This is a genomic window from Chryseobacterium lathyri, assembly GCF_030812195.1.
GTDB lineage: Bacteria > Bacteroidota > Bacteroidia > Flavobacteriales > Weeksellaceae > Chryseobacterium > Chryseobacterium lathyri_A.
On sequence record NZ_JAUSSF010000003.1, the window covers coordinates 280197 to 305656 of the forward strand.

The following is a 25460-nucleotide window of genomic DNA, read 5'->3' on the forward strand; positions in this document are numbered from 1 at the left end:
TGTTGAAGGTTTACAGCCGGCAGTGAATAAAGGTACTGACAACCGGACACCTGCAACAAAAAATTAGTTTCTGGGCTTTTTATCAATTAAATAAATCAGCTGGCCAGCAGACGGTTTCTGGCCTTCGTCCATTCTGTTTTTTGCGTATAATTTATTTAATTTGATTCCGAATTTCTGAGCGATATCATGCATATCTTCACCGGATTCGGCTTTATAAACAGCTGTATTTCCTGCAGAGTTTTTAGATTCAAGGAAAACAATGTCATTTTTCTTCAAAACATTGCTGCTAAGCTCATTCCACTTAGCCAGCCTGCTTTCGCTTACCTTGAATTTGTCTGCAATGAATTTAACGGTAGTATCTTCAGGAATGACAATATATCTTAAGCCCTCGTTCGGATGGCTTTTGATAAGAATTGAGTTTAAAATTTCAGCTTTTGTTTTAATCTTTTCTACTCTTTTCTGCTGCTGGGCATAAGAGGTCTGTTTATAAGGAACTTCTACTGTAACAGGATCTTTAGGCTTCTTTACCATCATTTTTGAAGGTTCAAGCTGTGCCATGAATGTTCTGTCATCTTTCAGATCCGGATACATTTTAAGAACGGCGTACAGTACTTCCTTTGAGCTGGTATCGTCGTACTCATACAATCTGTACTTCTCAATTTTACTGATCAGGATCGAGGCATAGCGGGGATTGGTTGCATAACCTGCTTTTTTAAGTCCATGTGCCCATGCTTTGTAATCTTTCATATTCAGATTGAAAAGATTCGCATAATATTTCCTTGTGGACAAAAATATAGAGTGATCTTCGTAGGACTGCCTCGGATCGTCATAGACACGGAAACATTCATTGGGAGCATCATCTGTGTGCTTCATGGTTTTTCCTGTCCAGTCTTCCTTACATTTTATTCCGAAATGATTTTTACCTTCCTGAGCCAGTCTGCTCTGCCCTCCTCCGGTCTCTAAGAGACCCTGGGCTAATGTAATAGAAGCCGGAATTCTGTATTTTTCCATTTCTTCTACCGCATATTTAGCGAATTTTTGAATGTACTGATCTTCAGTAGCCCAAGCCTGAGCTGAGAATTTTGATAAAACTAAAAGGCTTATGATTGAGAAAAGTCTTTTCATGTTTTTCAATTTTTACTTATATAATTAAATTTCTATTCTGTTTTTCCAAAAGCAGATTGGCTCCTTCAATACCCTGTAATCCTCCGGTATGGAAGCACAAAATCCTGCTGTTTTCAGGAAAGTATCCTTCATCGATCAGTTCGAAAACTTTCTGCATCATTTTTCCTGTATACACCGGCTCCAAAGGGATACCGTACTTCTCTTTAAAATCATTGATAAAACGGATGTTTTCATCTTTTATTTTACCATAACCTCCAAAACACGAATCTATTAGATTAAAATTCTGCCTTGAAGTTAATTCTAAAATTTTATTCCCGAGTGAAGCATCGTCAACGGCCTTAAATCCTATAACTTTCTGATCTTCTTCACAAAACTTGGCAATACCGGCAACTGTGCCTCCGGTTCCTACCGCGGTGCAAAGATAATCAAAATCTTTTGTTTGGTCGTTTAGCATCATTTTAATCCCTTCTACAGCTTCTTCGTTGGTACCACCTTCGGGAATAACCAGAGCATCGGGGAATTCTTTATGCAGAAATTCAGTTAATATTTCTTTATGACGATATTCTTCACGGGTCACAAATTTCAGGTTCATTCCGTTTCTTTTCGCCAAAAGCAGTGTAGGATTATCACGCCATTTGCTTTCCAGTTCTTCTCCTCTTATTATTCCCAGTGTAGGAATACCGGACAGGTTTCCCGTAGCAGACACTGCAGCAATATGATTGGAAAATGCTCCCCCGAAAGTAATGATGTAAGGATTTTCAGGATTTTTCTCCAGATAGGTATTGATGTTGTAAAACAGTTTCCAGTATTTGTTCCCTGAGATTTGAGGATGAATAAGGTCTTCTCTTTTGATAAAGAGTGTTATATTCTTATTAACAGGTATTTCCTGAAGGGGAATAGTTTCTGCCGGAGCTTTTAATAGCATTTTTGTTGTTTAACTATTATCTGCAAAATTAGTAAAAGATTTGGATTTGGTTATTGTAACTTGTATCAATAATTTTTGTGACAATTGGATTCTATTTTAGGTTTTGGCTAAAGCCGATGAAATGTAGATGATTTTTTACAGGTGGGCTAAAGCCCATCCCTATTGAATTTTAAGGTTTACATTTTCCTACAAATATTTCCTGAAACCCCAGAATTTTCTTTTCTTCAGATAGCCCAAATCACGCTCATTTGTATACGCTTCTTTTTCAAACGAGATCCTTTTATAGGCGAGGAATCCGTCTTTCAGTTTGAAAAGCCAGTAATAATATTCTATGACATAAAAAATATAAAAGAAAACAACGAGCATTTCCAGCTGCTGTCTTAAATGGATTTTTTCGTGGTTGATAAGTACTTTATTTTCCTTATCTTCGGGTTTCCTAATGAAGATAAAGGGAAAAAGAGCAATGCCGTTAATTTTTAATTTTTTTAATGGCTTTTGGCATATAATTATCATACTAACAAATATAAAGTTTTTTGACTTAGAGATTTAACTTATGGCCCAATATGACATCAAAGAAGGTGAAGACTTTTACTATAATGAACAGGGGTATAAAGTTTTTACAGAAAAATTTCATCTGAAAAGGGGATATTGCTGTAAAAGCGGATGCAGACATTGTCCTTACGGGTACGATAAAAAGACTGATACATTTATTAAAAACGATAAAAAAAAATAAATAAAATGAAAAAATATATTTTTATTTTGTTAGCATCGGCTGCATTAGGCCTTACATCGTGCAGTCCATTTCAAGTACGTTCGGATTATGCTGAAACAGCTAATTTTACGACTTATAAAACATATAAAATTAGAATTGACGATCTGAAACTGAATGACATTGATAAAGACAGAGTTTTAAACGAATTATCAAGACAACTTCAGAGCAAGGGGCTTCAGTCCGGAGAAAATCCCGATCTGATCGTTAATGTAAAAGCCAATCATAAAAAGATTACAGACATCAACAACAGTTCACCATATGGAATGTGGGGCTGGGGTGGTCCTTTCGGATGGGGGGTTGGCATGAGCAGAACATGGACCAGCAATTATAATGAAGGTGCATTAATCGTTGACCTCATCGATTCTAAAACCAATAAACTGGTTTGGCAGGGAATCGGAAGCGGAATTTCCGTGGACTCTCCAAGATCTAAACAAAGACAGATTCCTGAGATCATGGCTGAGATTATGAAAAATTATCCTCCTCAGAGAAAATAAGATTATTTAAATCAATTATCAACATATTAGATCCGGCACAGTTTTTCTGTTCCGGATTTTTTTATCCAAAAGAATATTAAAAGTTTCCTTACCTTTTTTTGTAAACATTAAGCTTTCTCAATTTCTTTTATCCGTCCTTTTATCTGGAAACAAAAGAACAAAAAAGTCCAGAACTGGAACCCCTCGCTGAAATTATTTGTTATTAAATTTATTGACTGCAGAGTTGAAAACAATCTGGCTCTCTACAAAAACTGCATGCTCTACATGTTAAAATTAACAGTAATGTAATTTTTTATTCGTGAAAATATAGTATTCTTACAAAAATTTTATTAGTATGAAAAAATTTATCTTATTTACTGTAATAGCAGGGCTTGCCAATGCCCAGGCTCCTGCAGGATACTACAATTCAGCAAACGGACTGAGTGGTGCAGCATTGAAAACGGCATTAAGTTCTATCATTACAAACGGACATCAGGACAAAGGGTACAGTGGACTTTGGACCGCTTACAAAACCACAGACATCGACAAAAATTATGAAAACGATGGCTCGATCATGGATATCTATTCAGAGAAACCTTCAGGAGCCGATCCTTATAAATACATTCCGGGCACTAACCAGTGTGGCACATATTCTGTAGAAGGAAACTGCTACAACAGGGAGCATATTGTTCCTCAGAGTTTATTCAGCCAGTCTGCTCCCATGGTATCGGATATACATTTCATCAGGGCTACCGACGGAAAGGTAAATGGGATGAGAAGCAATTATCCGTTCGGAAAGGTAGGTACCGCAACATTTACTTCTCAAAACGGCTCAAAGCTTGGCAGTTCTTCATCTTCGGGATATGCAGGAACTGTTTTTGAACCGATTGACGAGTTTAAAGGTGATGTAGCAAGGATGATCTTTTATTTTGTAACACGTTACCAGAGCAAGCTTTCTACTTTTTCTTCTGGTAATATGCTGGGCAGTTCAACATTTCCCGGACTACAGACCTGGGAGCTGAATGTTCTTCTGGCATGGCACAATCAGGATCCTGTTTCACAAGCTGAGATCAATAGAAATAATGCCTCTTACACTTTTCAGGGGAATAGAAATCCTTTTATAGACAATCCTAGTTATGTAGGTCAGATCTGGGGCTCCAGTCCGGGAACTCCTGATCCGGGAACCCCTACTCCAGGGACGGAATGCATCAATGAAACATTCGGAACAATTCCTACTGCCAGCAGTTCTTCTTATTTAACGAGAACCTGGACCGGCAGTGGCATTTCATGGACTGCTACAGACGCAAGAACTGACCAGACCATCAACAGCCAGGCTATTACGGTAAGAAGCGGTTCTTTAACTTCGGGAAGTTCAGCGAACGGTATCGGATCACTTACGGTAACAACACAGCTTAAGTTTTCCGGAACCAGTGGAACTTTTGATGTAAAAGTAAACGGTACAACAGTAGGAACTGTACCTTACAGTGCTACTGCTGCAACTACAACCATCAATAATATCAATATCTCCGGAAATGTTACGGTAAGTCTTGTTAACACCTCATCAAGCAACAGAGTGGCTATTGATGATCTTAAGTGGACGTGTTATTCAGGAACGGCTAAACAAGCTCTAAGAATATCGGCAGAGGAAAATATGGTTCAGGAGCTTCAGGTTTATCCTAACCCAATCTCAGGACAGGAAATTTTTGTAAAGGGTGATACCAAAAATATTAAAAAAGCAGAGATTTTTAATCTTCAGGGGAAAACACTTCAGACAATTGACAGTCCTTTTAAAAACGGAAACTCTGTTAAGATAAAAAATCTTGAACAGGGTGTTTATATTTTAAAGCTTGACCAGTCTGCTTTGAAGTTTATTGTGAAGTAAACGGTTTTAATGAAAATATATAGCCGGCTCAATGTTCTTGAGCCGGCTTTTTTATATATGGTATTGATTTAAGAAAGATAAAATGATTTATCTGCTGGCGTTGTCTTTTTCTTTAATTATTTTAGACCAATCGGTAAACATTTTGGTGATGGTATTGGCATTAATCATGCTGAAAAAGAACATTCCTGCGAGTACCGTAAGCCAGCAATAGGCTAGTTTTACTCCATTTTTATCGGTAATAAAAAAAAGGATAAGCATGGCAAGAGATCCCAGTACAAATGTAAACATAAGCGTATACAACAATACATGGATGATGTACATATTGAATTTAAGCTTTCTGAAGATCCATCCTATCAATGCAATTGGAACAAGCAGAAGCAGTGGCAGAAACATAGCTCCGAAAATGGTTACCTCCGGGTAATCAGCTATTTTGTCTTCTAATCCGAAAAAGGTCTTAAAACCGAACCCCATCATAATGTTTCTCAGCATTTGTTACCTCCAGTAAAGTTTTGTCTTTATATCCTAGCATTTTCGCCAATATAACATTGGGAAATTCATGAATCCCTATATTATAAAGATTCACACTGTCATTAAAAAATTCTCTTCTGTCTGCTATTTTGTTCTCCAGTTCGGAAACCCTTTTCTGCAGTTCAAGGAAATTAGTATTGGATTTCAGCTCAGGATAATTTTCTGAAACAGCAAAGAATGAAGAAAGTGCTTTTGAAGTCTCATTAGCAAGCTCGGTTCTTTTATCTGCATCAGTACTGTTATTATAAAATGTCCTGAGCTCTGTAAGGCGGGCAAGAATTTTTTCTTCATATTCCATAAAATGTTTGGCAACAGTAACCAGATTGGGAATTTCATCTGCGCGCTGCTTCAGGACTACATCAATATTACCATAGGCTTTATCAACATTAAATCTGAGCATGACCAGCTTATTATAAAGATTGATCAAAAAGCTGATGAGAACTACTCCCAGCAAAATAAGTAATATGATAGCGACCGTCTGATTCATTATTGTGTAAGTATATAAATAATTATTAAAAGGATGATGGAGCAGGTAAATATAAACGACCTCAGCAATGGCTGATATTTGTTCCAAACATTGATTCCTGATGCTGATGTAATTCCGAGGACTTTATAATGTTCATCTTTTCTAATGAAAGGTACTCCGTTTTTAGAATCGACATAGCCTACCAACAGTATTTTCTGCCCATTTTTTAAAAGGGTTTCTGTATATCTTTTGCTGTTGGTGCTGCTCACATTGGTTTCTCCTAACAAAACAAATTCAATTTTATCCGGCTCTACTTCTATCGTTCCGGTATCATCTGTAACCAGGAAGGCATTGCATTGTGTTTCTCTGTGAACGGTTGTGTATGAAAGCCTGCCATCGGAATCTTTGCTGATATTTTCTATGGTATAGTAATATCCGATACAGACTTCATGATCCACCGGAGAGGTCAGCGGCTCTTTCATGATCAGAGTTCCTTCAATCTCTGCCAGACCTTTTGCCACGGAATGGATCTTAGAGGTCGGCAGCGATGACTGCAACCGTAAAAAACGTTTGGCAGCCGTAGGTTTCATGAAGGTAAAAAAAATGAGCACAAAAATCAGTAAAGGAATAAGAATGACAGCCTTTGCTGCGTAGGCATCATAATTATTGGCAATTTCAAAAGCATATTCATGCAGCGGCATTTTATCTTTAAAAATTATCCACAGAATAAAATAAATAAAGCATGCGGCTATTATTCCTAAAATGATATATACGATGTATGGTCTACCTTTTTTAACTCCCATATATTTTGCTCTGAACACCCAGTAAAATCTCTGAATATTATTCCGGCATTTCTTTCTTTTTTCTAAATGACTTCAAATTCTTCTTTTCCCTGTGGGATATGAAACATCAGTTCCAGCATCAGCTCCTCACCGGTTTGTTGATTATAAAGGAAAAATGCAGGTTCCCCATTTAATTTTTTATAGGTGGCCAGTTTTCCGTTACCATAGATTTTTAAAACCCTATCTTCCTGCAGCGGCATCATTTTAAAGCCATTATTAAAATCTTCTAATAAGCTGTTCAGTCTTGCTTTTGCATCTTCATCGCTTAAATACATGGATAAAGCCATATTTTTTTCACGATTCTTTATCATTTCAAAGTAAGGTTCATATTGTTTTGAGCTGATAAGACTGCTTATTTTTTTGTATGCCGAATCCAGTTTGGCAGCAAGGTAAGAATTATCTTTTGAAATTGACAGCAGATCACGGCTTTGCTCCCATTTTATCATTTCATAAGGAATTTCAGCCTGAAAGGACGATTTGTGATGTAATGAAGGCAGCTTCTTTGCAGTCTCTTTTTCTGAAAACTGAAAATTACCGCAATCTTTTTCATGGACAAACTTATCATTAAAAACGTCAAATAACTTAACGGTGTATTGAAATGCTGTCCTTGAATCTATATACTGTTCTCCTGCGACCGGCAGAAGCTTAATTTCAATTTTCTGCTCACCGGAACTGCTTATTCCAAAATTAACAGGAACATTGGGAGACATCTGTCCTTCAGTTTCCAGGGCAATAACGGGGATGTCATTCACCAGAATTTCGAATTTGCAGTAAACAGCAGTAAAATCAATGGTATAATAAGGTTCTTTAGCCATTATTGTTATTATTTATTATAAAACATATCGAGACTTCGATAAGAAATCCATTCTTTATATTTCGGGCTGGTTTTATCTAAAGCAAAGATCTTCAATGTATTTTCATTAGGTTTCTTAGAAAGATTAACGGTGTGGATGGTGAAGAAAGTTGTTTTGGCTTCTTTATCCTCCCAAACCTGTATTGTTTCTTCTATGTGATCTGTTTTGAATTCTCCGTTTTCATCCAGGAAGATCGGCCTTTCTTTGGTGTTTACCTTCTTATCTGAAAAGTCTGCCTTATGGCCTGCTTTTTTTTCAATAGCACTCAGAATGGCATCTGTATTCGGATTGTTCTGCAATACCATTTCGTAGCACCATACTTTTTTATCATTCTTTGAATAAAAAACGGAAACATCGTCCGTAGCAGACTGCAGTGTATTACTAAATAACGACAGGTTCAGGTTTTTATCTTTTGGAAATTGAAATTCAACATAATCCACTGAGGTATTAAAATCGCCTGAAGCATTGTCATTGGCCGTTAAGCCAATTCCTTTGAGGAAATCTTCCCCGTTGGTTCCGAATTTCAGATCTTTAAAATCCATTTTTCCCTGTGTGCTATTTTCTGTTTTATTGGCAACACTGGTACTGGCTGTCTGGGAAACCAATTTGCCTGTTCCTTTTTCCTGACAGTTCATAAGAACAAAGCTCAAAACAATTTGGCATATAACGATCTTTTTCATTCAACTTTTATTTAGTTTTCTTCTTTATTGTATATACTATACGGGTAATTTTCTACCTTTTTATTATTTTTTATCCTGAATTTTAAGTACTCCGAATATTTTGTAGTCTGAGTAGCATTAATGATCAGTGTGGTAAAGTTAGTATTTAAACATAATAGATCCGATTCTTTTGTTTTTTCTCCTTGTATTTCGGCATTTCCGTTATTCAGAATATATAACTTTCCGGAAGTTTCCCAGATGATGTTTCTTTCTGTTTCGTTTCCTTTATCAAAAGCAGGTTTCCCAAGTTTTTCAAGAAGGAGTTTTTCCAGCTCTTCACTTTCTTTCGGGGTATATAGATGGATTTTATATCCGTTTATATTTTTTGAATCTCCTAAAAGTTCAAGGTAATTTTTTCCTGCATAGGTTGCAGAATTACTTTTAATTTCATTTGTGAAAGACTGTCCATACAATATAAAAGCATTCATATCTTTCACCTGATAGGCGGTAAGGCTTTTATCTAATATAGATTTTTTCTCCGTATAGTCGATTCCGCTTAAAATATTTTCTTTTTTTACGGGGAAAAGAACATTGGATAGGTCTTTTTTTGCATTACTGCATGATATAAAGAGAGACATGATTAAAAGTATAAACATATTTTTAATTTTTCTTTTTTTCCCAAAGTAATATTTTGTTATCATAACCTACTAATTCTGCCAAATATTTCATAATATTAAATCCATCAAAAAATGTGCGGGTTCTGTTATAGTTTACCGGAGTCCAGTCTGAGCTTACCTTTTTATAGGTGAATCCAGCTTTTACCATGATTACTACAGTTCCTACACACGGATCTATGCTTAAGCTTGGAATATAATAAATCCCGGCCGTAGAATCGTATTTTAATTTATGTCCCGAAGTAATTCCCATAGTTGCTCCTGCACTTAATTTTCCTTCCACATGTCCTTCCAGCTCAGGTTTTTTTGTAGTTCCTATAACAACAAACATTCCTTTTAATTCGAGCCCTGACTTTAATTCAACAGTAATGTTTGAGCTCAGATCAAAATTAACTTCTTTATCTCCTTTAACGGTACTGAATGAACCATCGATAACACCATCTACTTTTCCTTTCACTTCAAGATCAATGTACATTTTAAAGTTGATGACCACATGTTCTGTTTCGTAGCCTTTGCTTGCCCATTCTCTGATCATATTGAAGATTTCAAGAGCCAGTACATTTCCTGTTCCGGCTGTAGCTACGGCCACTCCTGCCTGAACAACCAGAGCTAAAAGGTCAAAAACAATAGCCAGTTCAATCAAAGGTTTTGCTTCGATAAAGAGCATCAGCTTGGTTCCTATGTCAGAATGTGCTTCATTAACATCTGCTTCCCATTCTGCTCCAAAATATAGTGCGGGTGCATTTAGTTTTATTTCAAATGGTAATTTTCTTCCTACTCCTTTGGACACAACACCTTTTGTCTGCGATGTGATTCCCTGCGACATTTTTTTAACGGAAGAAATAATAGAGAAGAGTTTACTGATCTTATCTTTATATTTCAGAGTAAGCTCCGGTTTACAGTAATAGCTTCCATCTTCTTGTTTATCATAAGAAGCTTTAAGCTCAACTCCGAATTCTACATCTGTATATTTTCCTTTCTCTTCATTGGCAAGGCTCAATGCTTTGCCTCGAAGTTCTTTGTGCTTTTCAGGAGTCATTTTTTGCCATTTTATACTTAAGCTGTTGCTCAGGTTGATAAAAAAGGCGAATCTCCACTTTATATCCGGATATGCTTTTATTAATACCGTAGTTCTTTTCTCATTGCTGTAATATCTGCAGGTATGTACGTGCATATGAAACTGATTCGGGCTGGAAGATGCAGGCCAGATATATTGCATAACGGTCATTGATTGGGCATCAAACCCAACTCCTCCTCCAAAATTATACCTGCTCAGCGGAGCATAGACTTCATAAGGGAATGTTGGTGTCTGAAAGCTTTTTTTTGTATCTCCTTTATCTATTGCCTGCCCCACATCGACGATATAAATTTCTTTTTTATGTTTGTTTTTGGCATCTCTGAAACAGCTATTGGTATCAAAGCCTGTCACATCAATGATAAGTTCTTTTTTCGTGGCTGAAGTAGGAGCTACTACCGCATAATGGATAGTCTGGGCGTCGTGGGCATTGAATACAAAAGAGATGTCTACTCTACGGTTGTTTTCGTAATCTTTCTCATTTTTGTATTTGATATTATCTCTTCCCATTTTATCATCTGTAGGATCTACTTCCCCTTTTCCTACCGAGATGATTCTTCTGGGATCCAATCCTCCGTCTGCAAAGAATTTTTTCACTATATCAGCTCTTCTTTGGGAAAGTCCTTTATTATAATTTTCTTTTCCTATAACGCAGGCATAGCCACTAAGATTCATGGTGGAATCTTTGTGCTCGAGAAGGAATTTGAGAACATTATTCAGGATGGCAACTCCATCTTTATCAATGACTGTGGAATCAAATTTATAATAGATTGTTCTCTGAATATGTTCCTGAAGAGCAGCAGATTTTATGAGTTTGACACCATCTCCGTTTTTAAAGACTGTAGCTGTTGTATTGTTGGCTTTGCCATCTTTTGTTTCAGTTTCCGTTATTTTGATGACTTCAAATTTACATGGCTCGAGTCTTGCGGAATTTACATCCGGCTTGTATACTTTTGTCGGGGTCTGGTTTTTGCTGACATTGGCATTGGTGGTAACCACTTTATTCTTGACATTCAGGTAGATAGCATGAAGATCATCACCCATACTATCTTTGATGTACTTTTTGGAACCGGAATCTTTTACTTTGACATAAAATTCTTCTACATTCTGGATATTGTCCACATGGGCCATCCATGAGTAGGTATTTTCTATTTTTAAATTGACCTCACCATCTATCACCTGTACATTATTGTATACATGAACCAGCTTGTCATCTTTTGCGGACTGCTGGTTCCAAAGCTCAATAGTCAGCGTATTTCCGTTGAGACCTTCTGTGGTCAGATTAAGATACACAATATGTCCGTAGGAAATATAATTGACTTTATTCTGGTTTTTGATGCTGGTCTTACTTCCTCTCTGGGTAGTCCATTTACTGGTAACAATTTTGGGTTCACACCAGCCTTTCACATAAAGTCCCACATTATTTTTGGTATCTCTTTTACCGGAAAAACTGGCCTCAATGTAGAACTGATAACTACCGCAGTACTGCTTATCAATATTGAATTTATACCCTGTGGAAGATGGAACCTGATAGATAATAATTTTGCGGTCGTTGGTCTGCCTCATCCAAATCACAGGTTTCTTTTTATCTTCGGCCGTTGTATCCGGCAGCCATTCTTCTACCTGGAAAGTGACATCCTGGTTCGGGACAATAGTAACTCTCTGACCCGGAACAGACATTTTTGGATAATACCTGCCTTTTGTAACCTTTATTTTTTTTACTCCTTTTGCCATTTCTTTGTCGTTTAGATTACACCATCCTGCCCGCCATACTCAGGCTGTTCTTTATACATTTCTTCGGGACTGACCAACGGGTTGATCTGCTGCTGTACATCCGGATCAGCATTTTTAAAGTTCTGCGGACTGCCTTCTGTTCGCTGGCCATGGTCTATGATCTCAATACATGGTGTTCCGGCAATGGCACAAACGGCCTTGCTATCTTCCAAAATAATATAGCCATTGTTATTGAGCTGCACTTTATCGTAAAAATTCTGCCACTCTGTTACCATAATTTTGCATGGCGGCGGCGGAACTCCCATTTTTGTACAGTTTCCGAAGGTATTTTTTTCAAATGTAGCTGCTCCTATTTCTTTCGTGGTTACGATAAGCTTTTTGGAGGCATTTTTATCATTAGCATATTCTTTCTGGTGGGAGAGCACTTTGAGTTTGTCCGGAACCTGTCCGAACTGGCATTTGCACATAGCACCCTGTACTACAATATGTTTTTCTGCCATGGCTAAAATTCTTTATTTGAAATTACTAATCTGCTTAAATATTCATTTCCGAATTCCAGTTGTACAAAAGAGGAATTCATCTTAAAGGTAACGACCGTTAATGCTTTGGAGGAGTTTTCATCGGTATCCACTGTGGTTTGGTAAAGCTGTGCCTTGTACCTTGCAAACTTCTGCTTACATTCGGATGGTGAGCTGTCATTGAATACCAGTCCATGCGGCAATCCTGAAACGCTGTCACTTCCGTAATACTGAATGGCATAATATTCTTCTCCGCTATTCATATGGGCGTAGATCATATTAAAATCGTCGAAATCCCAATTGGAGTATGTTTCCCCTTTACAGTCTTTACATTCCAATTCACTTGGACTTACCTGTAAAAGTTTTGTAAAGGTCTCTGATGTAGCGGGTAATGAAATAAACTGTTTCTTACCAAACAGACTCTGAAGCTTTTTTGAAGTTTTTTTCTGCTTCGGATTATCTGCAACCATATCTGTTGTTGTCGCAGCAGTTGTATAGGTCGTAACAGCAGTACTATCGGCCTCTGAAACGTCATTATCATTCGAAGGTTCTGCGGGCTTATAATTTAAAAGAAATTCTTTGATCTCTTTTTCAAGTTTACCGGTAGATTTGGTCAGTTTGGTATCGACTTCTTTTTTAGACCAGCTGTCCGGCACTACTTTTTCAAGAAAAACAGTGACTTTCGTGCTTTTAGAAGAAACTTTTTTCATATTGACATTCCACACTGCCTGCTGGATAAACTGTTTAGGCTTTGCCCCGCTTTTCAATGCTAAATTCAGATAAGGATTTTTCTCATCACCTTCATATTTTAAATTATAAAGATTAACAGTAGTTAAGAAATCGCTATCAGATACAGCAGCGTCCTTAGCTTCATCCTTTGTGAAATCATTCTGGAAATAAGAAATAGAGTTCTGTAAAGTCTCCATATCTTTTGGGATATTAAACTCTACTTTCTGTCCGAAATACAGGCTGAAGCTCAGTATAAAGGTAAGTATGGATATTTTATGATTCAATCTGGTTTTCATTTTGTTACGTTTTTCCTTAGTCTGTCAATTCAGCAACGACTACTGATATTTTCTTTTTTTTCTCAAGTTTTATGCTGCATTCTAAATACATTGATTTTAAAAGTAAAGTTTCCCCGTTCAGATAGGATACTATTCTGAAATTTCCTTCATGATTCATGACCGGGTGATCTTCAATGATCATGGAAAAAGGGGCTTTATTCATGAAATCATATACTGATCTTTCATCATTCAGTCTTCCTTCTCCTTCCATATTAATCAGGCCGGTTTCTCCTTTCAGGGGATTTATCTCTAATTTTATTTTGTATTTCGGCTCTACAGGATTACTGACAACAGGGAAACCACTCTCTATTTCTACCTGATAATCCCACCCGAAACTCTGATAAATCCCAAAGAACAGGGTCCTGATGAAATAATCGTCTTTTAAATAAAGACTTACCGCATCTGGTTCATTTATTACTTTTTCTATCTTTTCGCAGTAACTGTCCACTGTTTCTCCTTCAAATTCTTTGTACAGTTCTTCTTTTACGGCCGGCCATCTTTCTTTAAATACTGAAAGGTTTTCTACAGCATTGAACTTTCCCTGCTCATCTACGCTGATCTGTAACGGATACAAAACCTTAGATGTTTTATAAGCCAGCAGATCAGCTATTTCATTGACTTCTTCTTCGTTCAGATACAGGTTGGATGTCCTGTCTATTTCAAAAAAATGAAGTTTATTCTCAGTTTTAAGCCATCGTACTGATGTTTCATACTTGAGTTCATTTTTATGATCATTATTTTCGATATTAATAGAAACTCCATATCTGTACAATGAATTCTCAGGCCGGAAAACAAGACTGTTTCCTCTTCCGAACTGTACCAGTTTGTTTTTATCCGTCACAGCTGTTATGGGTAGAAATAGTTCTTTCTGACCTGTAAGCTCAATCAGGATCATATCTTTTACGTTGCAGTGGTTATTATGAAATAACTTTAAAGCATCTGCGTCTAGGTTGTACAGCAGACTTATGCTTTTTAAGCTTTCTCCTTTCTGAACGGTATGTATATTAAATTTCTGCATAAAAATAATCCGGCTTCGTGTTCTCTGTCCTTGTTTTGCTTATCCATAAGCCATTAATGGAGCACTCTTACCCTGTCTGATGTCGGGTCCATTCCTATACCTTCTCTTCTTGCTGACCTGTGCAGATATTTGTTTCTTAGGGTTCTCAGGTCATCCTGTTCTTTCATTTCCTTCTGATAGTCTGCATATTTATGTTCCGGTATCGGTATTCCGCCATATGCTCTTTCAAGATCTTTATAACGTTTAAAGATATACTGTTTTCCATCTCCCATGGCGTAAGGTCTTAAGCGGTTTTTTATTCTCACCAACAGGGCATTTGATGAAACAGAATACTTCTCGTCGGTAATCTTCTTTAAGGTCAGGGGAACTGTTTTTTGGACACCATATTCCGCCATAAAATGTAAAGGAATATAGCTGTATGCTTTTTTTATAAGTTTACGTTCTCCCCTCAATGACAGATAAAAACCGGGTGTAATCGTAAGCTCTTCTTCTTTATACCAGGATTCCGCGACAAGCTCTCTTTTGAATTTCTCTAATTTTGCACTGGTTGTCCAGGACGTTTCAAGTTCTTCCCAGATTTCCGGTCCGTCTTCGTAAGCTCCACCTACGTCACAGTGTACCCCCGGAAATATTTTTTCTATACCTACATGCACATTCGTAAGGTCAAAATTTTCCCTGTGTTCATTTTCTGCCACAAAATGAATCACACTCTGTGCTCTGCCGATATCATTCAGGCTAAGCTCTTTCACATCATTGTGAAAGTTCGGCGTGGCAGAAAAGTTTTTTGAATAGGAGGAAACAGTATCATAAATACCCAGAAACCTCACTTTCAGCACACCCACTGTAATTCCGGCTTCCTGCAGCTTAAGTCCCAGATGCCCCCATTTCGGAAGCTCTTCACTTTGTATTCCTCCTGCACCGTCGCTGTCGTAACGGGCAGTTACCGTGACACCTTGATGTGAAACGGTTGTAGTGGTAGCTTTATATTTGGATTTACCTATTTCGTGGACGAAATTACGGGCAGCAGCAGCCCCTCTGCTGAAACCAAAAACATCAAAAGTAAGGACTGCAATTTTATCTGCCTTTTTTGCATTCTTTATATTTTTTACTTTTTTCACGATCTCTTCGCAGCCTTTTCTCACCTTCCCACGGATCCCGGTAGTGCCTGTTCCGAAGGCATAGCCAAGCATAGAATCTTCTTCTTTATCTTCGGTACCGATACCTTCTATGTAGATGCCAAAATTTTTATCATAATTGTCCCATAAACGCGCCACGTTGCTCCAGTCGTTATTATAACTGTTGTTATCGGTGGGGTCACCTCCATTTTTCTTGTAGTCGGCCGTTTTGTTTTTTCTTTCTGTGGTATTGGTTTTATTATTCAAAGTTCCGTCAAAAAACACCCCAAGAGTAATGTCTAACACTTCCTCTTTGGATATTTCCGGTGTATAATCTCCAAATTTATTATTGTGCATCGTTCTTATTTTATTTTTTGTTGACAGACTGATGTTAATTTTATGAAGGATGTTATTCTATTGCACGTGAAAGTCTGACTTTTGCTTTTGTAACCGGCAGTTCTTCTTTCTCGCCCTTCAATGATAAACTCGCTCCTGTATTATCTGCATTGACTTTAATGATAAAGTCAATATTTTTTTCTTTTCCCAGCTTCCCGAATAAGTCAAAAATTTCTTTTTCGTCAAAAGAGTCCACCCATACGCCGTATCTATTTTTATTCTTATCTCTCCAGTAAAAACCGCAGAATTTTGGGACAGCACGTTTTTTATAGGTATCAGCTGTCAGGCTTTCCCCAAAGAGGTTTTCCTGTTCCCCATTGTAATTGGTGAATCCGAAATCGAGCCACTCACTGCCTTCCGGAAGAATCACTGCGGGTTTCCAGTTATATCTTTCTCTGTACACTTCATAAATATCCGGAGCAGGGTACCCTTCTTTTTCTATTTTAGTTCTGATCTCAGGTTTAAATGTTTCATAAGAAGGATCTTTAAGCATTCTGTCTGCAAAACCTTCTTTCAGCATGTACTGTGCGTTGTCGTACGCTTTTTCCTTGGTAATAATGGTATCATGAGCCTGAAAAGCCCCTACTTCTTTCTGGTTTCCCGGACCGTTGATCCATAAGACCACCTTCCCTTTTGGGGCAAGACCGACAATAAAATTACTGTATGTGGTCTTTTTACCATTATCCTGATCTATAAAACCTTTATCAAAAAGATCTTTTATTTTTCCTTTATCCAGGTCCCATTTTCCGGTATAGAATTTATTTTCTACCAGAGAGTACCAGGTAAATTCCAGCTTATGGGGAATATCCATCTGCCCGGTTTCTACACTCATCGTTCCCCCTTCATTTCCCCAGCCTGTATTCTGTGTGCCCCAAATAGCATCGAAGCCGTAGGTAAAATCATCGGCGATGAGGGCTCCTTTGTAAATTTCCATCGGATATTCCTGCGGTGCCGAAAGGGTTCCCAGCCAGCTGTATTTTTGTTCCATTTTTTTATTTTGACAATTGATTAATGAGAAACTACTTACAATAAAAAGAATCAGAATTCTTAATTTATTTGTTTCCATGAGACATTATTTTCTTATTGCTTGCCAAAACAAGGTTGTTCTTCTGCGCCTCTACATTAATTTTCTGAGCAATTTTTTCAACCTTTTTGCCGACATTCAGATGATAAGAGTCTGTGACTTTTATCTGTATATTCTTAGCTGTTTTAATGATTGCCATATCAGAAAAGTTTTGATTTTTCAGCACTGTTGAATTCTACAATCTTACCACTCTGCATCGTCATATTTTCAAGCTCGCTGAACATGGATATTTCTCCGGCTATTTCATTGGATGTTTCGGACTGTCTTTTGAATTCTTTTTCCACCATTTCGGTTCTCGTATCCGAAGTTTCACGGATATCACCGGAAGCGGTCTGTACAATATCTTTTCCGGCTGTAGAGATAATACTGTTGTTGGCAGAGCTGTTGATTCCTTCTCCCGCACTGATCGAAATTTCTTTTCCGGCAGTAATGTTGATATTATCCCCTGCATTCAGGGTGAAATTTTTAGGAGCTTTCATGCTGATGTTTCCTGCACCATCCATATAGTAGATATTTCCGCTCGGGTCCATAATCTTTACGCTTCCTTCTTCATCATTCATCAGAATTCTGATTCCGCTCCTGGTCTGGATGGATTTCAGATGATTATTGATTCCTCCACCCAAGGCTATTCCACCATGAAACATACCTCCCATGACGAAAGGTCTGTCCGGATGGCTGTGGACAAAATTTACCATCACCTGATCTCCCACTTCCGGAATGGCCACGTATCCTCTGTTCTGCGTGATCTGGTCCGTTCCTCCAGCATCAGGGCTCATCATCCTGATAAAATGAGTTGTATCGCTCGTCTGCCAGTCAAACTGCACCTGTATCCTGCCCTGCCCTTCCGGATCTGTATTGGATATAACGACGGCAGTCTGTGGTTCAGCTTTAGGAATTTTATATTCAGGTCTTGGAAGGAATCCCGTATCCGCTGCTATCCCTGTAAAACTTCCTTTATAATGTCCTATCGTATCAATCTCATGTTCAGCTTCCGTGATCATAATCCTTGTGAAATAGGAAGTTTCATTGGAGTCTTGTTTCCGCATCTGAACATCGGCTATGCATCCTGGATGAAGGAATGGAACGGTTGTATTTCCTGAAATGGAAAAAACGTTCACCGCTGCGCTTCCCGAGGCGCTTTTCTGTGAATATTCTACGTCCAGATGGGTTGTTGCCTTGATAGGCGCTATCTGAAGCGAAGGGGTTTTGTAAATACTGTTGTTGTGATCATAAGCTGTCTTTGCAATATCACTTACATGCTGAATAGGCGTAGAACCCGAAGTAAGTTTTTCATTCTTATTGCTGTTGTACCCATAAAACTGTGGCTTGGTATGGATTGCTTTCAGCTCAACCTTAATATCATTGGCGCTGCTTCCGTAGGTCAGGATAATAGGTTTATTCTGAGGCGGCAGTTTCCCGAAATGCAGGACTTCACCATCATAAAAGAACTGTTCACCATATGCTTCTGCCATTCTTGCCAGATAGTTGTAATGGGTTTCGTCGTACTGGCTGCTGTAGACGATCTGGGAAAAATTATTGGCATCTACCCTGACATCAAAACGGCCTTTATCAATTCCTTGTTTGATCACCTCTTCAGCAATAATCCCTATATTAACCGGCTGACTTCCTCCAAAGCTCTGGATATGGGAAGCTCCATCCAAAAGAATGGTTGGACTGGATCCTGTAAGCACAATATTTCCCAGGCTCATTTTTTCCTGGCTGAATGCCACCCCGGTAATGATTCCCACAAAGGTTCTCTCGGGGCTGTTGTCTATACCTTTATATGAAATAACTGCAGTGAGGCGCTTTCCCAGGAATTTATTGGCTTCTTCCAGAGAATGGGTCTGGCGGTCTCCCAGCGTATCATGGGCCAGCGTGAGTGTAAATTCATGATGGCGCTGGGCACTCTGTTTAAGTTTGAAATGCTTATAAAATTTGATAATTTTTCCTTCTATGACTAAGGAAAGCTTAACCAGACGGTTGATACCGGTATGATGATTTTCGGATACCCCATCTGCATTCTGTGCCGGGCGAAAACCCGCTCCCTTTGATTTTCCAGGTGTAGTAGACATATTTTATAAAGTGATTTGGGTTAAAATGGTATATTATTCATCCAATCGGGAATTTTTGAAAATAAACAAAGATTCCTTGCCAGAAAATAGTGTTCATAACAGGTAAAAAAAGACCGTCTTGAGGGACAGTCTCTTTGTATTTTGTACTACTCCGGACCTAGCTTAATGGCCAGAATCCGTCATATAGTGAATTTCCATACGTAATGCTTTCTGCACTTACGACAAAGCTTATTAGCATATTGTTGCTGTCGACAGCATCAAAATCCACTTCGTGCTGAATTACATATCCGTTTTCCCATTTCAGGGAGATCAATGTTCCTTCTTCATGCGATTTATTGAATGTAACTTCACCGCTTGTCGGCTTATATTTACCATTCAGTAAGCTTTCCAGAACATCAGACTTTTCAGTAGCTTCAATTGTTACTTTGATCAAAGCGTTCGATGGATCAGACGCTACACGTCCTGAAACATCTGTAGATCTTGATACGCTGTAATTAAGCTTTAACAGCTTTTGTCCTTCACCTCCATTGAATTTTAAGATTCCTCTTGAATTTGCTGCCATATTCTTACATTTTAATCATTAATGATTATACTATTCATAAAGTTTGTTTAACAAAGATAAACTTCACGCTCTAATTTAAAAAGTTTTTACTGAACATATTTATATTTTGTAGTAATTCTACGACTTTTTTTCTACTCATATCAATTAAACATTAAAAAAATACAATTCTTCGCTTTGTTTTTTCTTCAATGAGAATGCATGTAAAAATGTTTATAATAATAAGATATGAGCATGATAACCACATTTACAACAATCATTATTATCAGGATTTTACCGTATTTTCTTTTCTTATCTACAAAACTCAGACCCAGTGTAAAAAGAAACAGGAGTAGTGTATAAACAGCCGGATACAAATGAAAAGCTTCTGAAAACCTACCTTCAAATACCAATACGACTGCTCTCTGAGCACCGCATCCCAGACATTCTATCCCCAGAAATTTCCTGCTGGGACAGGTCAGCATAAAGTCTTCGATCTTCATTCTGTTGTTATGATGAAATTTTCGCTCTTGTATATTGATGCGGGAAGAAGCAGTCTTCTTTCATCTCAAATGACCCCTGAACGGCAATATACGGGTTTCTTAAAATCTCCCTTGCCACGAATATGAGGTCAGCATCTCCTTTTTCCAAAATCTCTTCAGCCTGTTCTACCTTTGTGATTAATCCTACTGCTCCGGTTTTTACTCCTGCTTCTTTTCTGATCTGGGCTGAAAAAGGAACCTGATAACCATCAAATACAGATATTTTTGCTCCATGGATATTTCCTCCGCTTGAAACATCTACCAGATCTACGGAATGTTCTTTTAAAACTCCGGCGAGCTTTACACTGTCATTGATATCCCATCCGTTTTCGGCATATTCGGTTCCGGAAATCCTTACGAAAAGTGCTGTATTTTCATCCAATTCTTCGTTGACAGCATCAACAATTTCCAAAAGAAAACGGATTCTGTTTTCAAAGCTTCCACCATAATCATCTGTCCTGATGTTGGACAGCGGTGATAAAAACTGGTGGATAAGGTATCCGTGTGCCCCGTGAATTTCCATTACATCGAAACCGGCTTTTACAGCTCTTTTTGCTGCTGTTTTAAAATTCTGTACCTGCTCTTTAATCTCGTCAACAGTCAGAACATGTGGGATTCTTTCAGTGGAATGATAAGGAATAGGACTCGGTGCAACGGTTTCCCAGCCTTCTTCAACAGGGATCTGCAGGTTATTCCAGGTAGACCCTTTTCTACCGGCATGGGCAAGCTGGATCCCAATTTTACTTTCTGAACGGAAATGAACAAAATCAACAATTTTCTTAAGTTCTTCTGCCTGCCGATCATTCCAGATTCCCATACAATGGTTGGTAATTCTTCCCCGTGGCTCTACTCCGGTGGCTTCAACCATGATAAGTCCGGTCCCGCCCTGAGATCTGCTTCCGTAATGGACAAAGTGGAAATCATTTGCCAATCCATTTTCGCATGAATACATACACATAGGAGACATTACCCATCTGTTTTTCAATTCTATATTTCTAAATTTTATTGGTGTGTATAACATTTTAATTTTTTGAATTTCAATTTAATGATGAATAAAAAAAACATTGTCGAAATGATGAAAAAGAAGTAAATTTGGCCCCCTTTTTAGTCTTACTAATATATGAAAAAAGACATACAGATCAGTTACGAGCATTTTAAAAACAGCAGTGAACTGAACGATATAGAAAAAACCTTATTTGAGAGAGCAATACAGGCCCGTGAAAATGCTTATGCGCCCTATTCAAATTTCCTTGTAGGATGTGCCGTCTTACTGGAAAATGGTGAAATTTATTCCGGCAACAACCAGGAAAATGCAGCCTATCCATCGGGGTTATGTGCAGAAAGAACAACTCTTTTCTGGGTGGCAGCTAATTTTCCGGATGTAAAGGTGAAGAAGATCTTTGTCGTGGGAGGTCCTAAGGAATTTCATGAGAAAAATCCTCCGATCCCGCCTTGTGGGGCCTGCCGGCAAAGTCTTATAGAATATGAAACAAAACAGAACGAAAACATCATCCTTTATTTTTCAAGCATGAATGATGAAGTGGTGAAGGTGCATTCTATTAAAGATCTGCTGCCGTTTTATTTTGATTCATCATTTTTGTAGAAGTGAATTTTGTCAATCGTGAATTTGCTTCGCAAGTGAATGGTAAATTAAAGCTTAAGAATCAAGAGCCAAGATTTCAGATCTCAGACTCTTCTCAATGATCAATTTTGCTGCGTAAATGAATTGTTAATGTAAAGAACTATTTTCAATTTGTAGTGCCATGTTCATTACTGATCATCATATTTAAAAAAAATTCTTTAAGAAACAAAATTGGCCATTCATCATTGACATTTTGCCGTTTCACATTTCTACTTTTTTGTCTTTTTGTGCAATAAATTTAAAAAGTTATCTTTGCAAAAATTTTGGTTTCCAGCATTTTGGAAATAATAGGGAATTGGGTGTAACTCCCAAACTGTCCCCGCAACTGTAAATCGCAATAGATTTCTGTAAAAAACCACTGTTCATACGGGAAGGTGCAGAAAGCGAAAGTCAGGAGACCTGCCAAATTTATAACTAAAAACATATTACTTTCGGAGGAAAAGTAAAATAGTATGAATATAAAAAGGTCTTTATTACTGCTTTGTTCGTCTTACGGCAGCTTTCTCTTCGGACAGGAGAAAGCGGTTGACACCATTTATATTTTCGACAGCCAGATGAGCAAGGTAAAGCTTTTCCATCCGGTACGTTCGATCACCCCAAAAGATATTGAAAAGAATTCAGCCAATCTTTCTGAACTTTTACGCTTTCAGTCTTCTATTTATGTGAAAGAAAATGGACGCGGGGCTGTTTCTTCGCCTTCATTCAGGGGAACAACGGCTCAGCAGACAGCTTTTGTATGGAACGGGATCAACATTAATTCCAGCTTTTTGGGACAGGGAGATGTAAATAATATTCCACTTTTCGGGTATGATCAGATTGATGTAAAAGCTGGCGGAGGAAGTGTTGTTTATGGTAGCGGAGCTATTGGAGGAAGTATTCATTTAAATAATATTCTGGATTTCAACAGGGGTTTTAAGGGTTCTGTTTATTCGGAGGCGGGCTCTTTTGATACGTATAATAATTTTCTGCAGGCATCTTTCAGCAATGATAAATTAAGCGTTAAGGTGTCGGGAAGCTATTTCACAAGCCAAAATGATTATAAAGTCCCTGAGTTTGTCGTAGGAAGTACTGGATTTCACAATACTAACGGAAAATACTATAATACTTCAGTTAACATCGGAGCTTCTTACAAAATTGCTGACCATCAGACTATTTCATGGCAGAATCAGATGTTCGATGCATCACAGCATTATCCTATTTTTGAACAGAATGGCACTAAAACAAAATATAATGCTCAGACTTTAAGAAGTTTAATTGCATGGGATATCAATAAAAGTAATCTTTCGAACAGCTTAAAAGCAGCTTATACAGAAGATAATTTCCAGTATTTTTCAGGTCTTAACCAGCCTAAAACAAGCGGTGCAGAGGGAAAGAACTATATTTTCAAAAATGATTTCAACTATTTCATCACTCCAAAAATCAACATTAATGCGATCGGGGAATTCCAAGTGAACAAGGGTGAAGGTTATCAAGCAGATAAAGACAATCAATCCGGAATCGGAGTTATCAGCAGAAATGTAGGTTCACTATCCGGTTTAATCAGGTATTTTGCCACAAAGGAGCTTCGTTTTGAAGCCGGCATCAAGAAGGATTTTGTGGAGGATATTTCTTCTCCGCTTCTGTATTCTTTTTCGGGAAAATGGGATGCTTTACGATGGTATCGTATGGGAATAAGCTTTTCAAGAAATTTCAGGTATCCTTCTTTTAATGATCTTTACTGGCAGCCGGGAGGAAATCTGGATCTGCTTCCGGAAACGTCCACGAATATTGATATGAACCATGAGTTCAGCCTGGGTGATTTTAAAATTATATTGAGTCCTTATTACATGGACATCAAAAATCTCATCAACTGGCTACCTACACCTTATGGATACTGGGCACCCGTAAATACGTATAAAGTTGAATCGTATGGTCTGGAATCACAGATTAAGTGGAATAAAAAATTCGGAAAACATGACCTGAAGCTGGATGCAGGATACACTTATTCAAAATCTGTCAACAAGAATACTGAAATGCAGATGATGTATGTTCCGATCCATAAAGCTGTTGGAAATATTGAGTATGGCTATTCTTTCCTTAAGCTATACGCACAGGGGCTTTTCAACGGCCTTACTTATACGACTACAGATGAGCAAAGGTCTACGGCTATTGATCCTTATTTTGTTTTAAATGCCGGAGTTTCTGCCGCACTTTTCAAGAAATACACTTTGGGATTTAAAGTAAACAATGTTACCGATACAGTTTATCAGACAGTATCTTTATACCCTATGCCGAAAAGGAATTACAGTATTTATGCAACTATTAATTTTTAAACTTAAAAATATTATGAAACTGAACAAACTTCTACATTTTCTTTTTGCTTTTACACTCCTTTTGGGCATCGTGTCCTGTAGCAGTGATGATAATGATGAGCAGGAAATATTCTATGGCAACGGTTTTTTAATCGCTAATGAAGGTACTTTCGGAAAACCCGAAGGAGACGTAACGTTTGTAAGTGCAGACCTGAACCTTAAACAGGATAACGTTTTTGCCCTTAATAACGGAGGAGCAAAGTTAGGTGACGTTTTACAGATGGTTGCTTTCAATGGTGAAAATGCTTATCTGTTATTGAATAATTCCAATAAGATCCAGATCGCAAACCGTTATAATTTTAAAGCGAATGGCGAGATTACCGCTGAGCTTAATGCTCCGCGATATATGGCTTTTGCCAACAACAATATTTATGTAACAAACGATAAATATTTAGGTGCCAAGTATGTAAGCATTTACAAAGCTTCAGACCGTTCTTTCATCAAAAAAATCACTTTCACAGATGCTGCTGAAAGAATTGTAGAAGCCGGAAACAATATCTTTGTACAGAATGCTTCATTTGGTTTTGGAAATAAGATCACTTACATCAATACTTCTACTAACGATGTTCAATCTACGATTACGTTACCAGCCGGAAACATCAACAAGATCATTTCAAGCAACCAACATGTGTATGCCATTGCTGCGGGAACCGCTGATTCTTATATTTACGAGATCTCAAGCACAGGAAGCATTACAAAGACAACTACTTTAACAGGTATTGCCAACGCTACAAACCTTGAGATTGCCAATGGTAAGTTTTATTTCACTTCAGGGAAAAATGTATACAAGATGGATATGAGTGCTACAACAGCACCTACATCACCGTTGTTTACTGTTGCGAACAGTGTTGATGCCTACTCTGCTTTATATGGATTCAGCGTGATCAATGACAAAATTTTCACTTCGGATTCCAATGGATTTACCCAGGCCAGCAAAATTGTAGTTTATAATACTTCAGGAGCTATCATCAGATCGTTTACAACGGGTATAGGCTCAAATTCAGTTTATGCAAACTAAGACATTAATACTCCGGTATTATCTATAAATTTTATTTTTTTTCATCATTTGTGTTTTTCAGGCCGCTTCTCCGAAGCGGCCTGATTTTATCAC

Annotated in this window: 26 protein-coding genes and 1 riboswitch; of the genes, 6 read left to right on the forward strand and 20 right to left on the reverse strand. The window is 37.8% G+C overall.

Features of this window, described 5'->3' with window-relative positions:
• Window positions 1–63 precede the first annotated feature (63 nt).
• The 3 genes from J2T03_RS16395 to J2T03_RS16405 form a co-directional block, all read right to left on the reverse strand.
• Complete coding sequence (locus tag J2T03_RS16395) at window positions 64–1125, reverse strand: glucosaminidase domain-containing protein (protein WP_307212700.1); 1062 nt, start codon at window positions 1123–1125, stop codon at window positions 64–66.
• A 16-nt stretch (window positions 1126–1141) separates the two neighbouring features.
• Complete coding sequence (locus J2T03_RS16400; RefSeq protein WP_307212701.1) at window positions 1142–2050, reverse strand: 1-aminocyclopropane-1-carboxylate deaminase/D-cysteine desulfhydrase; 909 nt, start codon at window positions 2048–2050, stop codon at window positions 1142–1144.
• A gap of 186 nt (window positions 2051–2236) precedes the next feature.
• Window positions 2237–2563: a hypothetical protein gene (locus tag J2T03_RS16405; RefSeq protein WP_307212704.1), complete on the reverse strand. Its 327-nt coding sequence runs from the start codon at window positions 2561–2563 to the stop codon at window positions 2237–2239.
• A 40-nt stretch (window positions 2564–2603) separates the two neighbouring features.
• Here J2T03_RS16405 and J2T03_RS16410 point away from each other — a divergent pair, with 40 nt between their 5' ends.
• The 3 genes from J2T03_RS16410 to J2T03_RS16420 all read left to right on the forward strand — a co-directional run bounded on the left by J2T03_RS16410 (window position 2604) and on the right by J2T03_RS16420 (window position 5177).
• Window positions 2604–2783, forward strand: coding sequence for a DUF5522 domain-containing protein (locus tag J2T03_RS16410; RefSeq protein ID WP_040998584.1), 180 nt, complete (start codon window positions 2604–2606; stop codon window positions 2781–2783).
• Window positions 2784–2788: 5 nt separating this feature from the next.
• Complete coding sequence (locus tag J2T03_RS16415) at window positions 2789–3316, forward strand: DUF4136 domain-containing protein (protein ID WP_306843566.1); 528 nt, start codon at window positions 2789–2791, stop codon at window positions 3314–3316.
• 334 nt (window positions 3317–3650) lie between these two features.
• Window positions 3651–5177: an endonuclease gene (locus J2T03_RS16420; protein ID WP_307212709.1), complete on the forward strand. Its 1527-nt coding sequence runs from the start codon at window positions 3651–3653 to the stop codon at window positions 5175–5177.
• Between the two features lie 87 nt (window positions 5178–5264).
• Here the strand turns inward: J2T03_RS16420 and J2T03_RS16425 are convergent, their stop codons facing one another.
• From J2T03_RS16425 to namA, 17 genes are all read right to left on the reverse strand, one after another.
• On the reverse strand, window positions 5265–5666 hold the full coding sequence (locus tag J2T03_RS16425; RefSeq protein WP_307212711.1) for a hypothetical protein: 402 nt from the start codon (window positions 5664–5666) through the stop codon (window positions 5265–5267).
• On the reverse strand, window positions 5632–6192 hold the full coding sequence (locus J2T03_RS16430; RefSeq protein WP_307212714.1) for a LemA family protein: 561 nt from the start codon (window positions 6190–6192) through the stop codon (window positions 5632–5634). Before J2T03_RS16430 ends, J2T03_RS16425 begins: the two co-directional genes overlap by 35 nt.
• Window positions 6192–6974 (reverse strand): hypothetical protein, encoded by a 783-nt coding sequence (locus tag J2T03_RS16435; protein ID WP_306843561.1) that lies wholly within the window; start codon window positions 6972–6974, stop codon window positions 6192–6194. Before J2T03_RS16435 ends, J2T03_RS16430 begins: the two co-directional genes overlap by 1 nt.
• Before the next feature lie 62 nt (window positions 6975–7036).
• On the reverse strand, window positions 7037–7828 hold the full coding sequence (locus tag J2T03_RS16440; protein ID WP_306843559.1) for a hypothetical protein: 792 nt from the start codon (window positions 7826–7828) through the stop codon (window positions 7037–7039).
• Window positions 7829–7836: 8 nt separating this feature from the next.
• Window positions 7837–8547, reverse strand: a complete 711-nt coding sequence (locus J2T03_RS16445) for a hypothetical protein (RefSeq protein WP_307212717.1) — start codon at window positions 8545–8547, stop codon at window positions 7837–7839.
• Window positions 8548–8558: 11 nt separating this feature from the next.
• Window positions 8559–9182: a hypothetical protein gene (locus tag J2T03_RS16450; protein WP_307212719.1), complete on the reverse strand. Its 624-nt coding sequence runs from the start codon at window positions 9180–9182 to the stop codon at window positions 8559–8561.
• Between the two features lie 4 nt (window positions 9183–9186).
• Window positions 9187–12009 (reverse strand): OmpA family protein, encoded by a 2823-nt coding sequence (locus tag J2T03_RS16455; RefSeq protein ID WP_307212720.1) that lies wholly within the window; start codon window positions 12007–12009, stop codon window positions 9187–9189.
• A gap of 11 nt (window positions 12010–12020) precedes the next feature.
• A complete protein-coding gene (locus tag J2T03_RS16460; protein ID WP_306843551.1) occupies window positions 12021–12509 on the reverse strand; it encodes a DUF4280 domain-containing protein in 489 nt (162 codons plus the stop codon).
• A gap of 2 nt (window positions 12510–12511) precedes the next feature.
• The gene (locus J2T03_RS16465) at window positions 12512–13552 is read right to left on the reverse strand and encodes a hypothetical protein (RefSeq protein WP_307212723.1); all 1041 of its coding nucleotides are present in this window, start codon (window positions 13550–13552) and stop codon (window positions 12512–12514) included.
• Window positions 13553–13568: 16 nt separating this feature from the next.
• Window positions 13569–14609, reverse strand: coding sequence for a hypothetical protein (locus tag J2T03_RS16470; protein ID WP_306843548.1), 1041 nt, complete (start codon window positions 14607–14609; stop codon window positions 13569–13571).
• Window positions 14610–14662: 53 nt separating this feature from the next.
• Window positions 14663–16081, reverse strand: coding sequence for a T6SS phospholipase effector Tle1-like catalytic domain-containing protein (locus J2T03_RS16475; protein ID WP_306843546.1), 1419 nt, complete (start codon window positions 16079–16081; stop codon window positions 14663–14665).
• Between the two features lie 52 nt (window positions 16082–16133).
• The gene (locus J2T03_RS16480; RefSeq protein WP_307212725.1) at window positions 16134–17108 is read right to left on the reverse strand and encodes a DUF2931 family protein; all 975 of its coding nucleotides are present in this window, start codon (window positions 17106–17108) and stop codon (window positions 16134–16136) included.
• Window positions 17109–17172: 64 nt separating this feature from the next.
• Window positions 17173–17343, reverse strand: a complete 171-nt coding sequence (locus tag J2T03_RS16485; protein ID WP_157963379.1) for a hypothetical protein — start codon at window positions 17341–17343, stop codon at window positions 17173–17175.
• Between the two features lies 1 nt (window position 17344).
• Window positions 17345–19276, reverse strand: coding sequence for a type VI secretion system Vgr family protein (locus tag J2T03_RS16490; protein WP_307212727.1), 1932 nt, complete (start codon window positions 19274–19276; stop codon window positions 17345–17347).
• A gap of 157 nt (window positions 19277–19433) precedes the next feature.
• Complete coding sequence (tssD, locus tag J2T03_RS16495; RefSeq protein WP_307212730.1) at window positions 19434–19838, reverse strand: type VI secretion system tube protein TssD; 405 nt, start codon at window positions 19836–19838, stop codon at window positions 19434–19436.
• Between the two features lie 185 nt (window positions 19839–20023).
• Window positions 20024–20317: a DUF2752 domain-containing protein gene (locus J2T03_RS16500; protein WP_307212733.1), complete on the reverse strand. Its 294-nt coding sequence runs from the start codon at window positions 20315–20317 to the stop codon at window positions 20024–20026.
• Between the two features lie 7 nt (window positions 20318–20324).
• Entirely contained in the window at window positions 20325–21377 is a 1053-nt protein-coding gene (namA, locus tag J2T03_RS16505) for an NADPH dehydrogenase NamA (RefSeq protein WP_307212736.1), read from the reverse strand.
• 99 nt (window positions 21378–21476) lie between these two features.
• Between namA and J2T03_RS16510 the strand changes: the two genes are divergently transcribed.
• The 3 genes from J2T03_RS16510 to J2T03_RS16520 all read left to right on the forward strand — a co-directional run bounded on the left by J2T03_RS16510 (window position 21477) and on the right by J2T03_RS16520 (window position 25367).
• Window positions 21477–21959 carry a cytidine deaminase gene (locus J2T03_RS16510; protein ID WP_111956797.1) on the forward strand — a complete coding sequence of 161 codons (483 nt, stop codon included), beginning with the start codon at window positions 21477–21479 and terminating at the stop codon, window positions 21957–21959.
• 286 nt (window positions 21960–22245) lie between these two features.
• Window positions 22246–22419: riboswitch (cobalamin riboswitch) on the forward strand.
• Window positions 22420–22450: 31 nt separating this feature from the next.
• On the forward strand, window positions 22451–24310 hold the full coding sequence (locus tag J2T03_RS16515; protein WP_307212738.1) for a TonB-dependent receptor plug domain-containing protein: 1860 nt from the start codon (window positions 22451–22453) through the stop codon (window positions 24308–24310).
• A gap of 13 nt (window positions 24311–24323) precedes the next feature.
• The gene (locus tag J2T03_RS16520) at window positions 24324–25367 is read left to right on the forward strand and encodes a hypothetical protein (protein WP_307212741.1); all 1044 of its coding nucleotides are present in this window, start codon (window positions 24324–24326) and stop codon (window positions 25365–25367) included.
• Window positions 25368–25460: the final 93 nt, after the last annotated feature.

Coding starts and splice junctions, on each gene's coding strand:
- J2T03_RS16395 (WP_307212700.1), bottom strand. CDS start 1,125: ATGAAAAGACTTTTCTCAATCATAAGCCTTTTAGTTTTATCAAAATTC.
- J2T03_RS16400 (WP_307212701.1), bottom strand. CDS start 2,050: ATGCTATTAAAAGCTCCGGCAGAAACTATTCCCCTTCAGGAAATACCT.
- J2T03_RS16405 (WP_307212704.1), bottom strand. CDS start 2,563: ATGATAATTATATGCCAAAAGCCATTAAAAAAATTAAAAATTAACGGC.
- J2T03_RS16410 (WP_040998584.1), top strand. CDS start 2,604: ATGGCCCAATATGACATCAAAGAAGGTGAAGACTTTTACTATAATGAA.
- J2T03_RS16415 (WP_306843566.1), top strand. CDS start 2,789: ATGAAAAAATATATTTTTATTTTGTTAGCATCGGCTGCATTAGGCCTT.
- J2T03_RS16420 (WP_307212709.1), top strand. CDS start 3,651: ATGAAAAAATTTATCTTATTTACTGTAATAGCAGGGCTTGCCAATGCC.
- J2T03_RS16425 (WP_307212711.1), bottom strand. CDS start 5,666: ATGCTGAGAAACATTATGATGGGGTTCGGTTTTAAGACCTTTTTCGGA.
- J2T03_RS16430 (WP_307212714.1), bottom strand. CDS start 6,192: ATGAATCAGACGGTCGCTATCATATTACTTATTTTGCTGGGAGTAGTT.
- J2T03_RS16435 (WP_306843561.1), bottom strand. CDS start 6,974: ATGGGAGTTAAAAAAGGTAGACCATACATCGTATATATCATTTTAGGA.
- J2T03_RS16440 (WP_306843559.1), bottom strand. CDS start 7,828: ATGGCTAAAGAACCTTATTATACCATTGATTTTACTGCTGTTTACTGC.
- J2T03_RS16445 (WP_307212717.1), bottom strand. CDS start 8,547: ATGAAAAAGATCGTTATATGCCAAATTGTTTTGAGCTTTGTTCTTATG.
- J2T03_RS16450 (WP_307212719.1), bottom strand. CDS start 9,182: ATGTTTATACTTTTAATCATGTCTCTCTTTATATCATGCAGTAATGCA.
- J2T03_RS16455 (WP_307212720.1), bottom strand. CDS start 12,009: ATGGCAAAAGGAGTAAAAAAAATAAAGGTTACAAAAGGCAGGTATTAT.
- J2T03_RS16460 (WP_306843551.1), bottom strand. CDS start 12,509: ATGGCAGAAAAACATATTGTAGTACAGGGTGCTATGTGCAAATGCCAG.
- J2T03_RS16465 (WP_307212723.1), bottom strand. CDS start 13,552: ATGAAAACCAGATTGAATCATAAAATATCCATACTTACCTTTATACTG.
- J2T03_RS16470 (WP_306843548.1), bottom strand. CDS start 14,609: ATGCAGAAATTTAATATACATACCGTTCAGAAAGGAGAAAGCTTAAAA.
- J2T03_RS16475 (WP_306843546.1), bottom strand. CDS start 16,081: ATGCACAATAATAAATTTGGAGATTATACACCGGAAATATCCAAAGAG.
- J2T03_RS16480 (WP_307212725.1), bottom strand. CDS start 17,108: ATGGAACAAAAATACAGCTGGCTGGGAACCCTTTCGGCACCGCAGGAA.
- J2T03_RS16485 (WP_157963379.1), bottom strand. CDS start 17,343: ATGGCAATCATTAAAACAGCTAAGAATATACAGATAAAAGTCACAGAC.
- J2T03_RS16490 (WP_307212727.1), bottom strand. CDS start 19,276: ATGTCTACTACACCTGGAAAATCAAAGGGAGCGGGTTTTCGCCCGGCA.
- tssD (WP_307212730.1), bottom strand. CDS start 19,838: ATGGCAGCAAATTCAAGAGGAATCTTAAAATTCAATGGAGGTGAAGGA.
- J2T03_RS16500 (WP_307212733.1), bottom strand. CDS start 20,317: ATGAAGATCGAAGACTTTATGCTGACCTGTCCCAGCAGGAAATTTCTG.
- namA (WP_307212736.1), bottom strand. CDS start 21,377: ATGTTATACACACCAATAAAATTTAGAAATATAGAATTGAAAAACAGA.
- J2T03_RS16510 (WP_111956797.1), top strand. CDS start 21,477: ATGAAAAAAGACATACAGATCAGTTACGAGCATTTTAAAAACAGCAGT.
- J2T03_RS16515 (WP_307212738.1), top strand. CDS start 22,451: ATGAATATAAAAAGGTCTTTATTACTGCTTTGTTCGTCTTACGGCAGC.
- J2T03_RS16520 (WP_307212741.1), top strand. CDS start 24,324: ATGAAACTGAACAAACTTCTACATTTTCTTTTTGCTTTTACACTCCTT.